Origin of the sequence: Paenibacillus terrae (assembly GCF_005217525.1) — a bacterium.
Taxonomy (GTDB): domain Bacteria; phylum Bacillota; class Bacilli; order Paenibacillales; family Paenibacillaceae; genus Paenibacillus; species Paenibacillus terrae_C.
In genome coordinates, this window is the sequence record NZ_PNXQ01000002.1 from 115,596 (window position 1) to 131,221 (window position 15,626).

General features: G+C 48.4%; 12 protein-coding genes. All 12 read right to left on the bottom strand.

The window, feature by feature from the left end; translation table 11 throughout:
- Nucleotide 1 precedes the first annotated feature (1 nt).
- Nucleotides 2-805 carry a nickel transporter permease gene (gene nikC, locus C1I60_RS02280; protein ID WP_137060325.1) on the bottom strand — a complete coding sequence of 268 codons (804 nt, stop codon included), beginning with the start codon at nt 803-805 and terminating at the stop codon, nt 2-4.
- Nucleotides 802-1,743 (bottom strand): nickel ABC transporter permease, encoded by a 942-nt coding sequence (gene nikB / locus C1I60_RS02285; RefSeq protein WP_137060326.1) that lies wholly within the window; start codon nt 1,741-1,743, stop codon nt 802-804. The genes nikC and nikB overlap by 4 nt, the downstream gene beginning before the upstream one ends.
- Nucleotides 1,740-3,251: a nickel ABC transporter substrate-binding protein gene (nikA, locus tag C1I60_RS02290; protein WP_137060405.1), complete on the bottom strand. Its 1,512-nt coding sequence runs from the start codon at nt 3,249-3,251 to the stop codon at nt 1,740-1,742. The genes nikB and nikA overlap by 4 nt, the downstream gene beginning before the upstream one ends.
- Nucleotides 3,252-3,459: 208 nt before the next feature.
- Entirely contained in the window at nt 3,460-3,876 is a 417-nt protein-coding gene (locus tag C1I60_RS02295; RefSeq protein WP_137060327.1) for a cupredoxin domain-containing protein, read from the bottom strand.
- Between the two features lie 133 nt (nt 3,877-4,009).
- Nucleotides 4,010-4,669 (bottom strand): response regulator, encoded by a 660-nt coding sequence (locus C1I60_RS02300; RefSeq protein ID WP_137060328.1) that lies wholly within the window; start codon nt 4,667-4,669, stop codon nt 4,010-4,012.
- Nucleotides 4,666-5,505 (bottom strand): sensor histidine kinase, encoded by an 840-nt coding sequence (locus C1I60_RS02305; RefSeq protein ID WP_137060329.1) that lies wholly within the window; start codon nt 5,503-5,505, stop codon nt 4,666-4,668. The genes C1I60_RS02300 and C1I60_RS02305 overlap by 4 nt, the downstream gene beginning before the upstream one ends.
- A 216-nt stretch (nt 5,506-5,721) precedes the next feature.
- On the bottom strand, nt 5,722-7,542 hold the full coding sequence (gene cydC / locus C1I60_RS02310) for a thiol reductant ABC exporter subunit CydC (RefSeq protein ID WP_137060330.1): 1,821 nt from the start codon (nt 7,540-7,542) through the stop codon (nt 5,722-5,724).
- The gene (gene cydD, locus C1I60_RS02315) at nt 7,523-9,322 is read right to left on the bottom strand and encodes a thiol reductant ABC exporter subunit CydD (protein ID WP_137060331.1); all 1,800 of its coding nucleotides are present in this window, start codon (nt 9,320-9,322) and stop codon (nt 7,523-7,525) included. Before cydD ends, cydC begins: the two co-directional genes overlap by 20 nt.
- On the bottom strand, nt 9,322-10,335 hold the full coding sequence (cydB, locus tag C1I60_RS02320; RefSeq protein WP_137060332.1) for a cytochrome d ubiquinol oxidase subunit II: 1,014 nt from the start codon (nt 10,333-10,335) through the stop codon (nt 9,322-9,324). The genes cydD and cydB overlap by 1 nt, the downstream gene beginning before the upstream one ends.
- Nucleotides 10,322-11,728: a cytochrome ubiquinol oxidase subunit I gene (locus C1I60_RS02325; protein WP_137060333.1), complete on the bottom strand. Its 1,407-nt coding sequence runs from the start codon at nt 11,726-11,728 to the stop codon at nt 10,322-10,324. Before C1I60_RS02325 ends, cydB begins: the two co-directional genes overlap by 14 nt.
- A gap of 406 nt (nt 11,729-12,134) precedes the next feature.
- Nucleotides 12,135-13,775, bottom strand: a complete 1,641-nt coding sequence (locus tag C1I60_RS02330; RefSeq protein WP_137060334.1) for a response regulator transcription factor — start codon at nt 13,773-13,775, stop codon at nt 12,135-12,137.
- The gene (locus tag C1I60_RS02335; protein WP_137060335.1) at nt 13,768-15,558 is read right to left on the bottom strand and encodes a cache domain-containing sensor histidine kinase; all 1,791 of its coding nucleotides are present in this window, start codon (nt 15,556-15,558) and stop codon (nt 13,768-13,770) included. Before C1I60_RS02335 ends, C1I60_RS02330 begins: the two co-directional genes overlap by 8 nt.
- Nucleotides 15,559-15,626: the final 68 nt, after the last annotated feature.

Sequence of the window (15,626 nt, forward strand, 5' to 3'; positions counted from 1 at the left end):
TTCATTTCCCCCGTGGCCTTAGTTCAAGATTGTCCCGTAGCTGATCCCCAATCAGATTGGATAAAAGAACGAACAGCATAATGGCCACCCCCGGAATAACCATCGCCAACGGAGAACTGTGAAAATAGGCCCGTCCCTCATTCAGCATCGCTCCCCATTCGGGAGTAGGCGGCTGTAGCCCAAGTCCAATATAGGATAGAGCCGCGATCATTAAAATGATTTTACCCAAATCCAGTGTGGCTACGACCACAATTTCTCTGAAAGCCGCTGGCAGCAAATGCCGGATGACCAATCGAATCGTCGGCACCCCGCTCAAGCGGGCACTGTAGATATAATCCTTCTCTTTTTCAGCCATCAGGCTGCTTCTCACCAGACGAGCATATGCCACCCATTTTACCAATACAATCGCAATCATCAGGTTGACGACACCCGGCCCGAGCAAGCCCGTCAGTACAATCGCAATCAAGTAATCGGGAAAAGCCAGAAAGGAATCCGACACCCGCATGAACAATCGGTCTACCCCTTTGCCCATAACCCCTGCAATGACCCCGGCCGGAATGCCAATACCAAGAGACAGGAGCAAAATCAATAAGCTCGTGCCAACCGTATTCCTTCCTCCGTATACCACCCGTGACATTAAATCTCTGCCCAATCCATCCGTACCCAGCCAATGCTCACCACTTGGGGATTGAAGCCTTCGAGTGAGCGAAACGAGTAACGGATCATTTTTCATAAACTCAGGCAGGATGAACAATGCAGCTATTCCACCGATAAACAACCATAGAGGAAGTCGGGATGTACTCAATGTCCTCCCTCCTTCAAGCGGATTTCAGGATTTACGTATCCTACCGTTACATCCGTCACCACATGAAGCAGCATAATGATAGCACCCATAAATAAAATGTATCCCTGAATCATCGGGTAATCCCGGTTATGAATGGCTTCTACAATAAATTTCCCCAGACCCGGATAGGCGAATATCGTTTCGACCACGACACTCCCACCCAACAAGCTTCCGACACTAATGCCAAACATAGTCACTACGGGAGTCAGGCTATGGCGACACGCATGCAACCAAAAAATACGCTTTCTTCCAATCCCTCTCGACCTTGCACCCAGAATAAAATCCTGACTCAAGCTATTTAACAGGCTGGAACGAATAAGACGTACATATACCGCAGCCATTGTCAGCCCCAGTGTCAGCGAAGGCAACACCAGATGCATCAAAGTACCATCCCCCATGGATGGAAAAACTGACCATCGCACCGAAAATCCCTCGATAAGTAAAAGTCCTAGCCAAAAGCTGGGGATGGATGCTCCCATAATCGCGAGCACCCGGCTGACTCGATCAATCCATTTCTTGGGATATAAAGCTGAACAAACGCCCAACGGTACCGCAACTCCGATCAACACCACAATGGAGCTACACGTCAGAAGAAGCGTCGCCGGCATCCTCGTCCATATTTCTTCTATGACCGGACGATGTGTCATGTAGGAGGTTCCCAAATCTAAACGAATGAATTTCGAGAGCCATTCCCCATATTGCACGATAACCGGCTCATTCAGCCCCATGATCTCCCTTTGGATCTCCACTTGCTCGTTCGTAACCGCCACATCATCCACACGCAGCAGTTGTCGCACCGCGTCTCCCGGAGCAAGCTTAATGCCCGCGAAGCTGATGAGCGACAGAAAAAAAATAAACAGGAAAAACTCGATCAGCCTTTTCCCAAGCATTTGAATCATTTGGCTTCAACATCCAACTGGTTGGTAAGCATGTAATATTCGCTTTTGCTGGTTACCCAGTTTTTCACACGGTCTTTGTATACAACCAGCGTGTTCGGATGCACCAGATAGGAATAGTACGTCTGCTCATGAATTCTCGTGAGTGCTTGAGATATTAGTTCATCCCGTTTTGCTGTATCTACGGTTTGATCTAACTGGTAAATCAATTTATTTAACAACTCATCGTTTATTTTCCCAAAATTCAGCGTACCATCTGGTAGAAATGATACATTCAAAAAGTAGCTGGCATCACCACGAGGCGCAATCAACGGACTGTACATGCCCAGATCCCAAGTCGTATCGGTCATCAAGTAGTCTTCGTAATTTTCAACCTGCTCGATTTGCAATGTAATGCCTAATTGCTGGGCCTGCGATTGCAACGCTTGTGAGAAGATAGGGAACTCTGCTCTGGACGCGTAAGTCACCAGCTTTAAGGTTAACGGCTTCCCGTTTTGCGTTACTTTGCCATTGTCCACCTGATACCCGGCTTCCTTAAACCACTTGAGCGCTTCCTCAGCCCCGGTTTTGCGGGTTGGATATTCCGGTACAAACGGGAAATCCGGTAAAAATGGACCTTGCGCGATCGTAGCCTGTCCGCCCATAATAGCGTCCTTCAACTCCTCACGGTTGACCAAAGCATCAAATGCCTTGCGCAAATTCGCATTTTGAAACAAAGGCTTTTTCGTGTTAAATATCAACTCATGGGTACGCATGCTAACCACTGAATCCAGCTTGAGCTGACTGTCTTGCTTCATTTTGTCCATGCTTTCAACAGGTGGGCGATAGACGATATCTGCATCACCGGATAAAATAGCGGATAAACGTGCATTCGCATCCTCGTTAAAAGCAAAAACCGCCCGATCCAGCTTGGCTGCCCCACTCCAATATCCATCATAGCGGGCAAGCTTTAATGATGTCCCTGCGGTGAAGGATTCTACTTGGAAGGGCCCTGTACCGATTGGCTTTTTATCCGGATCGGCTGCTTCTGTATCCAGAATGGCTGTGTTGGGATGAACCAGTTCGGATGGGAACTGAGGGAATGATTCTTCCGTCACCACATGCAGCGTTTGGCCGGAGGCCTCCATGGAATTAATTCGCAATACCTGCTTAACCCCCGGATTCAGCTCTATTGAGCGTTCCAGCGATTGCTTAACCGTCTCTGCGGTCAGTTTTTTTCCGTTTTGAAAGGTTACACCGTCACGAATCTGAAACTCCCAGTTTTGCCCGTCTTTACTCGACCATTGGGTAGCCAGCCATGGCTGGATTTTTACGTTCTCGTCCAGTTTAACCAACGTTTCTACGACACCTGCTCTTAACGGAGTATAATCCAGACTGGGATCAACGGTCTGACTAGCAAAGTTAAACAGGAAGGTCAGCTCTTTCTTTGGCTGCTGTGTTGCTTGCGTAGAACCCTCTTGCGGACTAGAACAAGCAGCCAGTAAGACTACGGTCAAAAGCATACATACCATTGGGATAAGCCTGTATTTATTCATATTTCCCCTTCATTTCTCTATCGTTTCCTTCTATTTTACCTACCTTTGACTTGTCATGACCTGACCCACTTGAGCTATATATTCCTTATAACCTTGAACACTTTGTGACTATTATCATAGATACCTTGTATTAAGGCAAAAAAATAGCCTCCCGGCACAAATGTGCTGGAAAGCTGGTATTGATCTATTTTACCGTGATCGTTCCATAGAACATGTACATACCGCAGTTATACTCATATACACCCGGTTTCAGGTCCTTGACCGTAAAATAATTATTTTCGTGGTCCATAAAAACGTCCATTCCAAGCTTCAACGATTGTACTTCGTCTATACAAGTAAACGATGTCGATCTCTTAAAATTAATTTTAGTCGGGACACCCGCTTTTATTTCAATATTTTTAGGATAAAAACCGTCTCTCTCTACATTGACCGTAGCAATTTCATACTTGGCTTTGTCCGGCTCTTCTTGAACGGTTTTAGGTTGGCTAGCCGGAAACGACGACACGCTCCCCTGAAAATAAAACAAGACAAACCCGCCCACGATCAGCGCTACAAAGCCAATCAGCATCAAGTGCCAATGCTTAGAGATAAATGTTTTCATTCAGATCATTCCCCTCCAGTTGACCGTTCACGTGAAACACGCCAACTCTAACCAGTATACAAAAGTTAATCAAAATTTAAAATACCTCATTCGAGCTATATTCTGAGCTACATGGTATCAAAAACCAAAAGGCCTATGGCCTAAATTTAGGATCATCAGGAACAAGCCCCATTTCCAACGCGTATCTCGTTAGTTGTACACGGTTCTGAACATGCAGCTTCTGCAAAATATTTTTCAAATGGTTTTTTACTGTGTACTCGGAAATACCGTACTTTTCGGCGATTTCCTTGTTCGTCCACCCTGCGGCCACCCCATATAAGATATCCTGCTCTCTTGAGGTAAGACGGACCTGTGGCTCCTTTTTCGCGGTTATGGTGACGTCTTTCAAGATTTGAAATGCCAGCTCCCGGCTCAGTGGCGCTTCCTCGTTCACAATAGAATGCAGGTATTCCAACCATGTGGAGGGCGCTATATTTTTTAACAGGTAGCCTTGGGCACCCCGTTTCAAAGCTTCAAGCAGATGAATCATGTCATCCGACACAGTAATCATCACTATTTTGACATATGGAAACATGAGCTTAATCCGCTGTGTAGCCTCCAGACCGTCCATTCCAGGCATCGAAATATCCATCAGGATCAAATCTGGAAGCCATTGCTCGGTAAACTCAATTGCTTGTTCACCGTTGTCTACCACACCAATGACTTCAAAGCTTGGATCCATGGACAATATTTCACAGATCGCCTCGCGGGCATGAGCAGAATCGTCTACGACCAGTACTCGGGTATGCGTCATTTGCGTTCTCCTTCTTTGGATATTTCCACGATGGTATATGAAGAATCCGACAGAAGCTGCAATGTCCAGTTCATATCTTCCGCTCTTTCCTTCATGATATTTAAGCCGTATCGGTCTTTAAACCGAAAAGCATCGCTCGTAAAGCCTTTGCCATTATCCTTGACGATGACTTTCCAATGATCGTGGTCACCTTCTCCAATAATCCAGCCCTTGGAAGCCCTTGCGTGCTTTTCAATATTGACCACCGCCTCACGAATGCATGCCAGAAGCTCTACTTTCTCTTTTGGAGTCAGCGCATCATCGGGAATCGTCCACTGAATATCTACATACACAGGGATTTCATGAATCATTTGCTGCACCTTGTAGTCCAATGATTCGTTGGTTGCCAGCATCTCATCAGTGGTCGGATCAAATCGTAAATTGGCAATTGCCTGACGAACATAGCGGTTCACTTCGTGGACGGTCTTTCTGACTTTATAAATATCCTGACGATACTGCTCCTGATCTTCGTTATGCTCCAGGCGATCCATTTTGACGGACAATAAAAAAAGCGATTGGGCAATCCCGTCATGCAGCTCCCTGGCAAGATCCTCTCTGGCTTCAAGGGCTGCCTTGGCCGCGCGTTCGTGTTGCAGCTCCATCTGAATACGTTCCAGCATATGAAAAAGCTTGGTTAACAGCGTCACACTGACCAAATACAAGAGAACCGGAGTCAGCCAGTTACCCAGGTCCATAGAAATATAGGGGAGCAAAAATTGGTGTCTCACATATTCCCAGGCCCCTACCGTTAGCGTAGGTACGAATAGAATCATCCATTTAATTTGTTTATACGTCATACCGTCCTCCTTGCAGCACCACTTGCACGAACAAACTAAGCAGATCCGTGATACCAACCATTCCGAGTGTCTTTATGCATCCCAAGCATAACTTTTTTGCTGTTTTAGAACAAGATCAATCCTACAGCAGATAGAAAAGAAGAAAAAAAGCCGACATATTCATGCCGACTCCAATGTGTATGTTCATTTTACCGAAGCTTGGTCTTCTCTATTTCTTTACAGACCGGGATGATCCAGCTCATACAGGTTGCGGTATCGGGGTTGCTCCTGCCAGAGCTGCTCGTGACTGCCTCGCATGGATATGCCGCCCTGCTCCATAAAGATCACCTCGTCCATATGCTCCATTCCGGTCAGATGATGTGTAATCCAGATGAGCGTTTTGCCCTCCAGCACACGAAACATCGTCTGCATCAGTTCCTGCTCTGTTAGCGGATCAAGTCCTACGGTTGGTTCATCCAGCAGGACAATGGGGTGATTTTGAAGCAAAATCCGCGCCAGTGCAATTCGCTGTCTTTCTCCACCGGAAAAGCGCAGGCCCGTTTCCTGCATCCGGGTGTCGTAGCCATCCGGCAAAGAATCAATTAGCGTCCCCAGTCCCACCTGCTCGGTTACTGCACGAACCTCTTCCAACGTAGCATCGGGCCGCGCCAACCGAATATTGTTCGCTACCGTTGTATCGAACAAATACGGTTGCTGGTTTAACACTGCAAACAGGCTGGAATACGCCCCGCCTGTATACACGGGCGCACCTGCGACTGTGACGCTCCCTTCATCCGGCTGCAATGCTCCCTGAATCAGATTCAGCAGGGTGGACTTGCCCGCACCGCTACGACCAAGCAGTGCAACCTTTCCCCCTTGTTGTACACGCAGGGAAATGTCGCGCACGCTCCATTCTTGCGTTGCTGCATAGCGGTAGCTCACGTTGTTCAGCAGCAGCTCGTTTGAGTTGCCAGATAGCTGGGCGGTCACATGTTCTACCTCTGTTTTGTCTACCGTGCCACCTACTGCTTGCTGCCCTGCTTTCACAGAAGCCGATGCCGAAAACGATGTAGATGTAGCATCTGTAGGTGTATTCTTCTCTGACTCTTTCAGGCGCCGAAGCGAATCCTGATACTCCGGCGCATGGACCACCGCTTCTCCAGCGCGGACGAAGGCATCCAGCAACGGAAAAGCAACAAGCGCAAAAGATGCCAACCATGTTGCCTCTATGCGGTTCTCTGCTACCAGCCCTCCAGCCCACACGGTCATCATCACAATTCCGCCACCTACGACGCACTGTGCGATCCAATGAGAGCGCCATTCACCCCGCCGAAGTGAATTTTCCACTACAGCAGCCTTGTTTTGCCGTTGGATGAAGGAAGCCAGAAAATGTCCAGTCCGACCACTCAGCATCAGATCACTCATGCCAAACAATGCATCGGTCAGCTCCTGATAGGCTGTGCTCCGTTCCTGCTTGAACGTTCGCCGTTTGGCGAGCGAGGTCCACAGCGAGATGGCCGGGGCGATAAAAAGTAAAAATCCACAATACAGTGCCATCATCAAGGCAAAGGTTCCGTCCATCCATCCGAGCGCTGAAATGCCTAATGCATAGATGAGCAACGCCGATATCGCAGGCAGGACCAGCTTCAAATATATGTTTTGAAGCTGTTCAATATCCTCAGCCAGCAAACCCAACAGATCCCCTGTGCGAAACTTGCTGCGAATCATAAGCGCTTGCGGCTCTACTGCCCGGTACAGCCGCACCCGCATACGGGACACGAGACGCAGCGCGGCATCATGCCCCACCAGCCGTTCCAGATACTGAATAACCGCCTTACTAAAACCGAATGTCCGTACAAGCACAATCGGAACGTACACCATCAATATATTTTCCGGTTTTAAAGCTGAACGGGTAATCAGGTGACCGGACGTAAAGAGCAATGCGCCTGCACATCCAATTGCCAGAGCGCCCAAAAGCGCCGCAGCCAGAAAGGCCCAAAAATATTGTCTCAGATAAAATACAAACCAGCCTTGACCGCTATTGTCCGTGGCTCTCATATCGTCCGTCCCCTCCTTCCGTCATTCCCGTCAGCAAACGGTAATAGCCTCCCTTGCGGGCAACCAGTTGCTTATGTGATCCTGCTTCCTCTAGACGACCTTGATTCATCATCCAGATACAGTCCATATCCGGCATCCAATGGAGTCGATGCGTCGCAAGAAACACTCTTTTATGTTGAAAAACAGATAAAATCGTCTGTTTTAGCTCCCATTCCGTCTCAATATCCAAATGTGCCGTCGGCTCGTCCAGCAAAATCACCGGACGGTTGCTCAGCAAAGCACGCGCCAACGCTATCCGCTGTGCCTGTCCTCCACTCAGCGTCCGGCCCGCTTCACCAATCGGCTCATCCAATCCATTCGGAAGACCATCCATCAGTTCACGCAGTCCAACCGCATCAATCGCCCATTCCACTTGCTCGTTGGATGCCTCCGGTTCATAAAACCGGATATTATCCGCCAAGGAAGCGCTGAACAGGTACGGATGCTGCGGAATATAGGCAATATGACGCTGCCATTCGGCTTTGTTATCACCAGCCAATGCCCACCCATTCACGTTCAGCTCGCCCGAGGTCGGTTCAGCGAAGCCTCCAAGCAAACTGAGCAGCGTTGTTTTGCCTGCACCGCTGGCTCCGACGATGCCAATCATATTCATATGCGGCTCAACACTCGCGGATATGTGGTCAAGTCGTGCGGAACCGTCCTCATTGAGAAGGCATATATCCTTCAACCTAATCGTATCCTGTCCCGTGATATTTAGGGCATGGCCGTCACCCATAGCATTGTCTGTGCGCCCACTCCCCGTAAGGATATCCACGGAATCTGTTGGCTGAGCCGCTTCATTCTCTGTACCGAGAATGGAGCGCATTGCACCCCAAGCCTCCTTGCCATCCAGCGAGGCATGATAGTCCGATCCCAACTGGCGTACAGGCATAAAATATTCCGGGGCCAGAATGAGTACCGCAAGTGCCGCTTCCAGTCCCACCGATCCGCTAATCAGGCGCAAGCCCAAGCCTACCGCCACAAAAGCGACCGATAGCATACTAAAAAAATCGAGCGCAAAAGAGGACAGGAACGCGACACGCAGTGTACGCATCGTAGCCGTGCGATACTGGTCGCTGACCTTCCCAACCGTTGCTCCATGCTCCCGACTACGGCCCAAAAACCGCAGCGTCTGTAGGCCGCGCAACGAATCCGTGAAATGATGAGACAACAGACGATAGGAGCGCCACTGTTTATCTGCCTGCTTCCGCGCCGCCAAGCCCAGCAGGATAAAGAAGCCAACCAGGATCGGCATCGTAGCCGTCAAAATCACACCTGAAATCACGTCCAATGTGAAAACAGACACAAGCACAAGTATTGTCACACACATCATGTCAATCATACGCGGAATGGACAGCTCCAAATACGTGCGAAAACGATCCACTCCGTCCAGCGCCAACGTCACCAGCTTGCCGCTGCCTTCCTTGGCAGCAAAAACAGGTCCTCGCTCGAACAAACGAGCAAGCAGACGCTCCCTCAGGGAAGCGCCTGATGCTTCGGCAAAGCGGCCTGCTGTCCGACGTTGCAGCCAGATCATCGTATGCCTCGCCGCAAAAGCCGCGAAAAACAACGCCAGTGACGGCCATGCCATCACCAGCGGATGTTTATCAAATAAAATCGTAACCGCCTTTGCCAAAAAGATCGCTTGCGCAATCACAGCGGCCCCCTGGGCCAGGGAAAGGGCGGCCAGCAGCAGCATTACCGGCCGAATGCCCTTTAATCCAAACCATGCTTTATCCATTAGTATTCCAAATGATCCTTTTCACTGAGACGCTTATGAAAAACAAAATAGCTCCACGCCTGATAAGCCAGCACAAAGGGTAAAAGCGTTGCTGCAACAATCGTCATGGCTTTCAGGGTGTAATGACTGGAGCTTGCATTATAAATCGTCAAATCAAATGCACTGTTGATCGAGCTCACCATAAATCTCGGGAACAAGCCGACGAACAACGAAACGAATGTCAGCAAAATGATAGCTCCCGTCATCCCAAAGGCCCAACCTTCGCGGCGTTGTTTCAGGAAATACCATGCCAGCACATAGGCGACGACCCCCACTGCAACTGCGGCGTACATATAAGAGCCACGACGTGCGAATACATCTGTTGCAAAATAAGTCCATACCACCATACCCGCGAGCAAAACACCTAATATCGGAAGGAATTTTGACGCAATCACACGAGCACGATCCCGTACTTCTCCAATTGTACGCAGGGAAATAAACGTCAGCCCATGCATCAGGCACATCCCAACTACAGTCAGTCCAATCCATACCGTATATCCGTTAAACACATCCGAGAATCCGGCTTTTAAGTCCATGTTTTGCTGAATAGGTACACCCTTTATCAAAGCCGCAAAAGCCATACCGAACAGCATCGGCGGCAGAAAGCTGCCAATCAGAATGCAGGCATCCCATGTTCCGGTCCACCACTTTCCTTCTGCCTTGCCCCGGAATTCAAAGGAAACTCCGCGTAAAATCAATCCAAGCAGAATAAGTACAAATACTAGATAATATCCGCTGAACATGGTCGCATACCAGTGCGGGAAAGCCGCGAACATCGCACCTGCTGCTGTGATCAGCCATACTTCGTTAGCATCCCAGAATGGACCAATCGTATTAATCATCAAGCGTTTTTGCTGATCGTTACGCGGCACCAGACCTGTAGCCATCCCTACCCCAAAATCAAAGCCCTCCAGGAAGAAGAAGCCAGTGAACAGCACAGCAATCAATAAGAACCACAAATCATTTAACGACATTGGTGTCACCCCCTTGAGCAAATGGATCATGGATTACCGTTTCCTGATGTGGTTCGATATCCGGACCTTTGCGAGCCGTACGGACAAACAGGAACGCCAGCACACCCGTTAAAATTAAATACAATGCGGTAAACGAAATCAGCGAGAACAGCACTTCCCCTGCCACAACGGTAGGCGAAACGGAATCTTTGGTTTGAAGTAAACCAAAGACCGTCCAAGGCTGGCGCCCCACTTCTGTCATGATCCAACCCGCAGTATTCCCAATGAATGGAAGTGATATGCCGAGCATCATCAAACGGAAGAACCAACGATGCGAGCCCTCCAATTTTTTACGGAATGTCAGATAAGCTCCGTACAAAGCAAGTGCAATCATGGCACATCCGGCCGCAATCATAATGCGGAAGCTCCAAAATGTAGTACGTACCGGCGGAATATAATTACCAGGGCCGTAAGCTTTTTCATATTGTGCCTGAAGCTCATTCATCCCCAAAACCCCGCCGGACAGCTTGTTATAGGACAGCAAACTCAAGAGATAAGGAAGCTTAATTTCAAAGCTGTTTTCCTTCTTTTCAGGGTCAATACCTGCGATAACCGTCCAAGGGGCCGGGTCACTACTGTTCTCCCATAACCCTTCACTGGCAGCCATTTTCATTGGCTGTGTTTCCACCAAATATTGAGCCTGTCCATGACCAAACATCGGGATTAACATCGAACTAATCAATGCGACAATAATACTTACTTTGAAAGAAGGCTTGAAAAAGTCCAGATTCTTCTTGTGCATCAGCTTCCATGCGCTAATACCCGCCACGAGAAAAGCACCTGTCGCAAAAGCTGCAAACAGCGTATGTGGAAACTCCCATAACAGTTGTTCGTTCGTCAACAGAGCGAAAAAATCTTTCATTTCTGCGCGACCATTATGAATCTCGTATCCTACTGGACGCTGCATGAATGAGTTGGCTGCCAAAATCCACAGGGCGGACAGCATCGTACCAATGGATACCAGCCACATACAGGTTAAATGGACTGCTTTGGACAGCCGTTCCCAGCCGAATACCCACAATCCGATAAAGGTTGATTCCAGGAAAAAGGCAAGCAATGCCTCAATCGCCAGCGGCGTACCGAACACATCTCCGACAAAACGGGAGAAGTCAGACCAGTTCATCCCAAACTGGAACTCCTGCAAAATCCCGGTGACTACGCCTACTGCAAAGTTAATCAGCAAAAAAGTTCCCCAGAATTGAGCCATTTTTTTGTACAAATCATTTTTTTTGATTACATACATGGTCTCCATAATTGCCACCAACAACGACAATCCAATGGAGATCGGCACATAAACAAAGTGAAGAATTGTTGTGGTTGCAAACTGCAACCGTGCCAATTCTAATACGTCCATGATGTTATTCCTCCCCTGCGCTTCTCTTAAGAATGAATATTAATAATTAAGTTCTGAAGCCTTCCTTCATCCTTGTGATAGTATTCACATTATTACATATGGAACGATCACTTTTTATGAATAGCCCCCTCAGGCATCTTCATTACGGAATCTCATGACCCGGCTTCAGAATATCATCATTATATAGAATAGATTTGAAAGAAATAGAATCGAAAGTGTGAACATCATGTCAAAGCTGTGTCGTAATGATGGCGAATTTATGAAAACAGCTCAAATCTTCTAGTTAGTGTGACATTTTCGATTGATCTATCCAAATTTTTTCCATGAAAAAAGCCTCTCTTCGTTCGGAGACCTTTGCTCCGACATCCACAAGAGAGACTTCATCAATTTAACCCACGGGAATCCATCAACTGCCATCCGTCCCTCTGTTCTTCTGAACCCGATTACGATAGGAGGAAGGCGACATCCCCGCATATTTTTTGAATTTGCCGTGAAAATAATCGGCATTGGCATATCCGACACGTCCTGCCACCTGATGCACCCTGATCCCCTGTGCAAGCAATTCCCTTGCCCGCTCGATCCTCACCTTGTCCAGATAGGCGTTAAAAGCTTCGCCTGTATGACTTTTGAACAATTTGCCCAAATAGCCGCTGTTGTAATTAAACATATCCGCCAACATCTCCAAGCGCAAATTCTCATCATAATGACCATGAATGAAACCAATCAATTGTTTCATGATCGTTTCCTTACCACCTGGATCGGTCTGACCAATCCATTGCAGAACATGCTCCTTCGACCGATCCACCAGCTCTCCCAAGGTTGAATAGGCATAAACATCCGTAATCAAGCGGGAATGCTCTTCCAGCACCATACGGCTCTGTTCCTGTCCAGCCGCATACTTGTTCAGCGCTAAGGTAAATGTCTGTGCAAACGCCGCCTTGATTTCAGCCTCTGTACGATAGATCTGTGGAAATTGGACCTCCATTTCCTTCAATACACGTATTGCAGCTTCACGATTGGACATATCCAGCGCGTAGTACAGCTTCTCTGCATAACGCATGGGGTCTGAGGCTTTGTCAGTCGTTTCGCACATTCCCTCGTCCGAAGTTTCCAAAACGTGCAGGTCACTGGTAAGCATCACCCTTTCCGCCCTGAAAAGAAAAGTACGCTCCAGTAGACGCAGCGCCTGTTCAAAAGAGCTCGGAATATCATGAAGTCTTCCCACCGGATCGCCAGCAGCTACGTATATTTTCGTTGCCCACGGCTTTAGCGCCTGTCGCCAGGAAGCCAGCAACTGAACAGCATTTTCTTCTGTGTCCACCGTGGCGGGAAGTAGCAAGCCTGTATATATTCCTGCCTCAAATACAATTCCCCTACCCTGCTCCCGGCACATTTCCGTTAGGCGCAGCTTTGCTGCCGACTGCCGGGCTTGCCGATCCCAGTCGGGTATCCGAAGATCCAACAGTACGACCTGATAGCTTCCCCAATCCAGAGGGGGTGGCGCTGAAAGCTGGCCAGGATGTTCAGCTTGCTCCGTTCCTCCGTTGAGAGGGTCGCTGTGTTCCAATGCACCACGATTAGCCCGATCTTCCTGAACCGGAAACAGCAGGATTTCGATCCAATCGCGTTCATGGACAGGTGGGCTTCCCCACTTGCCGTCTTCTTTTTCACTCTCAATGCTTCGCCGTACCCGTTTCAGCTCTGTCGTCATTTCTTCTTCGTCCACAGGCTTCAATAAATAACCATCTACCCCAAAGCCCATCGCCTGCCGCGCATAATCAAAGTCCGCATATCCGCTTAAAATAAGAAAATGAAACGGCTCACCGTTCATTTCGCGTATGCTCCGTATGACCTCCAGCCCGCTCATCCCCGGCATCCGTATATCGACAATGACCAGTTCCGGCCGATGCTCCTTAAATTTATCCAATGCCTCGCGCCCGTTCTCTGCGGTATCTACAATATAGAAGCCGCAGTCTCTCCAATCAATGATGGAGGTCAATCCTTCACGAATCGCAGGCTCATCATCCACAATCATCGCTTTATACATTCGACTCCTCCTCGCTGGGTATTGAAAAGGTTACAGTTGTTCCGGCCTGCGGTACGCTCTCCATATGCAGACCATAGTGTTCACCATACATCAGCGTCAGACGCTGGTGAACATTGCGCAGACCAATACTGCTCCCTTCCGGCTCTTCCGTGCCTGTGATACGGTCAAGCAGACGGGACAGCTGTTCTGCCTCCATGCCAACTCCATCGTCGGCTACTTTTATTCGCAACTCTCGTAGCTTCATCGAAATATCGACTTTCACGGTAACCGGTTCTTCCTTGTTTTCCAGGCCATGAATAACTGCGTTCTCCACCAGCGGCTGTATAATTAATGGAGGAATGGACATTTCCTCAGCGCTTTCTTCCAGATTCACTTCATAGATCAAACGATTTCCAAACCGGAACTGCTGAATTTGTAAATAGGATCGCACCATATCCAGTTCCTGACGCACTGTCGTTTTACCGCTTCCAATCTCCAGATTCCGCCGCATCAATCGGCCAAGCAAACGCACCGTCGTGGCAATCTCCGCCTCCCCGTTGAGATGCGCCTTCATCCGAATAGACTCCAGCGCATTAAACAGGAAGTGCGGGTTAATCTGACTGGCCATCATTTTCAGCTTGATATCCTTTTGTGCCATTTCGAGCCTGTTGTTTTTCTCACTCGCTTCATACACCTGCCCCATCAACTGGCGGATGCTGGCAACCATATAGTTGAAGCGGCGGGACAAGTCCCCAATTTCGTCCATCCCCTCCACGCTCGATACGACATGGAAATCCCCCGCAGCCACCTTACCTAGCTCATGGCTCAATCGCTGTAGCCGTTTGGTGAGCAGCCAAGAAATCATCGTAATAAGAACCAATGCCATCACCAGCACCGCAAGAACACATAATGCGCCGATCAAGCTGATCCGGTTCGCTCCCTGTACAATGTGTTCCGTCGAAAACACCGAAATAATCGTCAATCCGCTCACACTGGAGGCTGGCAACAGCTCATCCACAATAATGTTCGAGGATTTCCCGTTTATTTTTGCTTCATATATCCCCTTCCCCCTACCCTGTACATCAAAGCCCAGATGCAGATCCACCAATGTTTGACCCACGGACTGTGTATGGGTAGCCGCGACCACAATTCCGTTACGATCCACAATCAACGTTTCAAACGGCTCCTTGCTGAGCATATGGTTCAGCTCCGTCTGACTCAGTGCAATCATCAAAACTCCCTTGGTATTGTATTCGGGAAAGGGAATTTGCCTCACCAGACTCAGTCGATTTACCGGGTTGTCCTCTTTATCTTGAATATAAAACCAGTTAATCGCCGTCCCCTTCAAGGCCGTCTCAAACCACTTCTGCTGCTCAATGCCAGAATCTACAGGGATAAATTCCAGATTATTAACAAGCGTCGGATTATACGCATAAAACCGGATGGTCGCAATCTCTCTATACTGCTGTACATACTCATTAAAGTCCTTGTATTGATGATACGCATTCATCAGCTCTACCATGCCCGAATAACGGCGATTCGCCATCTCCCTCAGCCTTTTATCGAACATCAGCCCATTTGAAATATCCGTGGGTACTCGCAGTAAATTTGCAGTCTGGCTCTTGATCTTTTCCACATTATTTACCGTTTGGGCAATCGCACTGTCCAAAGCCTGCTCCCGCAAATAAAACGTGGCACAGCCGCCCACCACCAGTACCGGGATCATGACAATCAGCACGTAGGAGAACAGCAGCTTATTTCGCATACGCATATTATTCATAAGATGCCGAACTCCACGATACATGCCATCCCCCCGTTAGATAAGCGCTTACATAAATATGTATTACTTACTCGCCGCATCACAATATACAT

Excerpts from the sequence above, each read along its gene's own strand:
- C1I60_RS02325 (WP_137060333.1), bottom strand. The coding sequence starts at position 11,728 with ATGGACGTATTAGAATTGGCACGGTTGCAGTTTGCAACCACAACAATT.
- cydD (WP_137060331.1), bottom strand. The coding sequence starts at position 9,322 with ATGGATAAAGCATGGTTTGGATTAAAGGGCATTCGGCCGGTAATGCTG.
- cydC (WP_137060330.1), bottom strand. The coding sequence starts at position 7,542 with ATGAGAGCCACGGACAATAGCGGTCAAGGCTGGTTTGTATTTTATCTG.
- nikA (WP_137060405.1), bottom strand. The coding sequence starts at position 3,251 with ATGGTATGTATGCTTTTGACCGTAGTCTTACTGGCTGCTTGTTCTAGT.
- C1I60_RS02295 (WP_137060327.1), bottom strand. The coding sequence starts at position 3,876 with ATGAAAACATTTATCTCTAAGCATTGGCACTTGATGCTGATTGGCTTT.
- cydB (WP_137060332.1), bottom strand. The coding sequence starts at position 10,335 with ATGTCGTTAAATGATTTGTGGTTCTTATTGATTGCTGTGCTGTTCACT.
- C1I60_RS02305 (WP_137060329.1), bottom strand. The coding sequence starts at position 5,505 with ATGACGTATAAACAAATTAAATGGATGATTCTATTCGTACCTACGCTA.
- C1I60_RS02300 (WP_137060328.1), bottom strand. The coding sequence starts at position 4,669 with ATGACGCATACCCGAGTACTGGTCGTAGACGATTCTGCTCATGCCCGC.
- nikB (WP_137060326.1), bottom strand. The coding sequence starts at position 1,743 with ATGATTCAAATGCTTGGGAAAAGGCTGATCGAGTTTTTCCTGTTTATT.
- C1I60_RS02330 (WP_137060334.1), bottom strand. The coding sequence starts at position 13,775 with ATGTATAAAGCGATGATTGTGGATGATGAGCCTGCGATTCGTGAAGGA.
- C1I60_RS02335 (WP_137060335.1), bottom strand. The coding sequence starts at position 15,558 with ATGTATCGTGGAGTTCGGCATCTTATGAATAATATGCGTATGCGAAAT.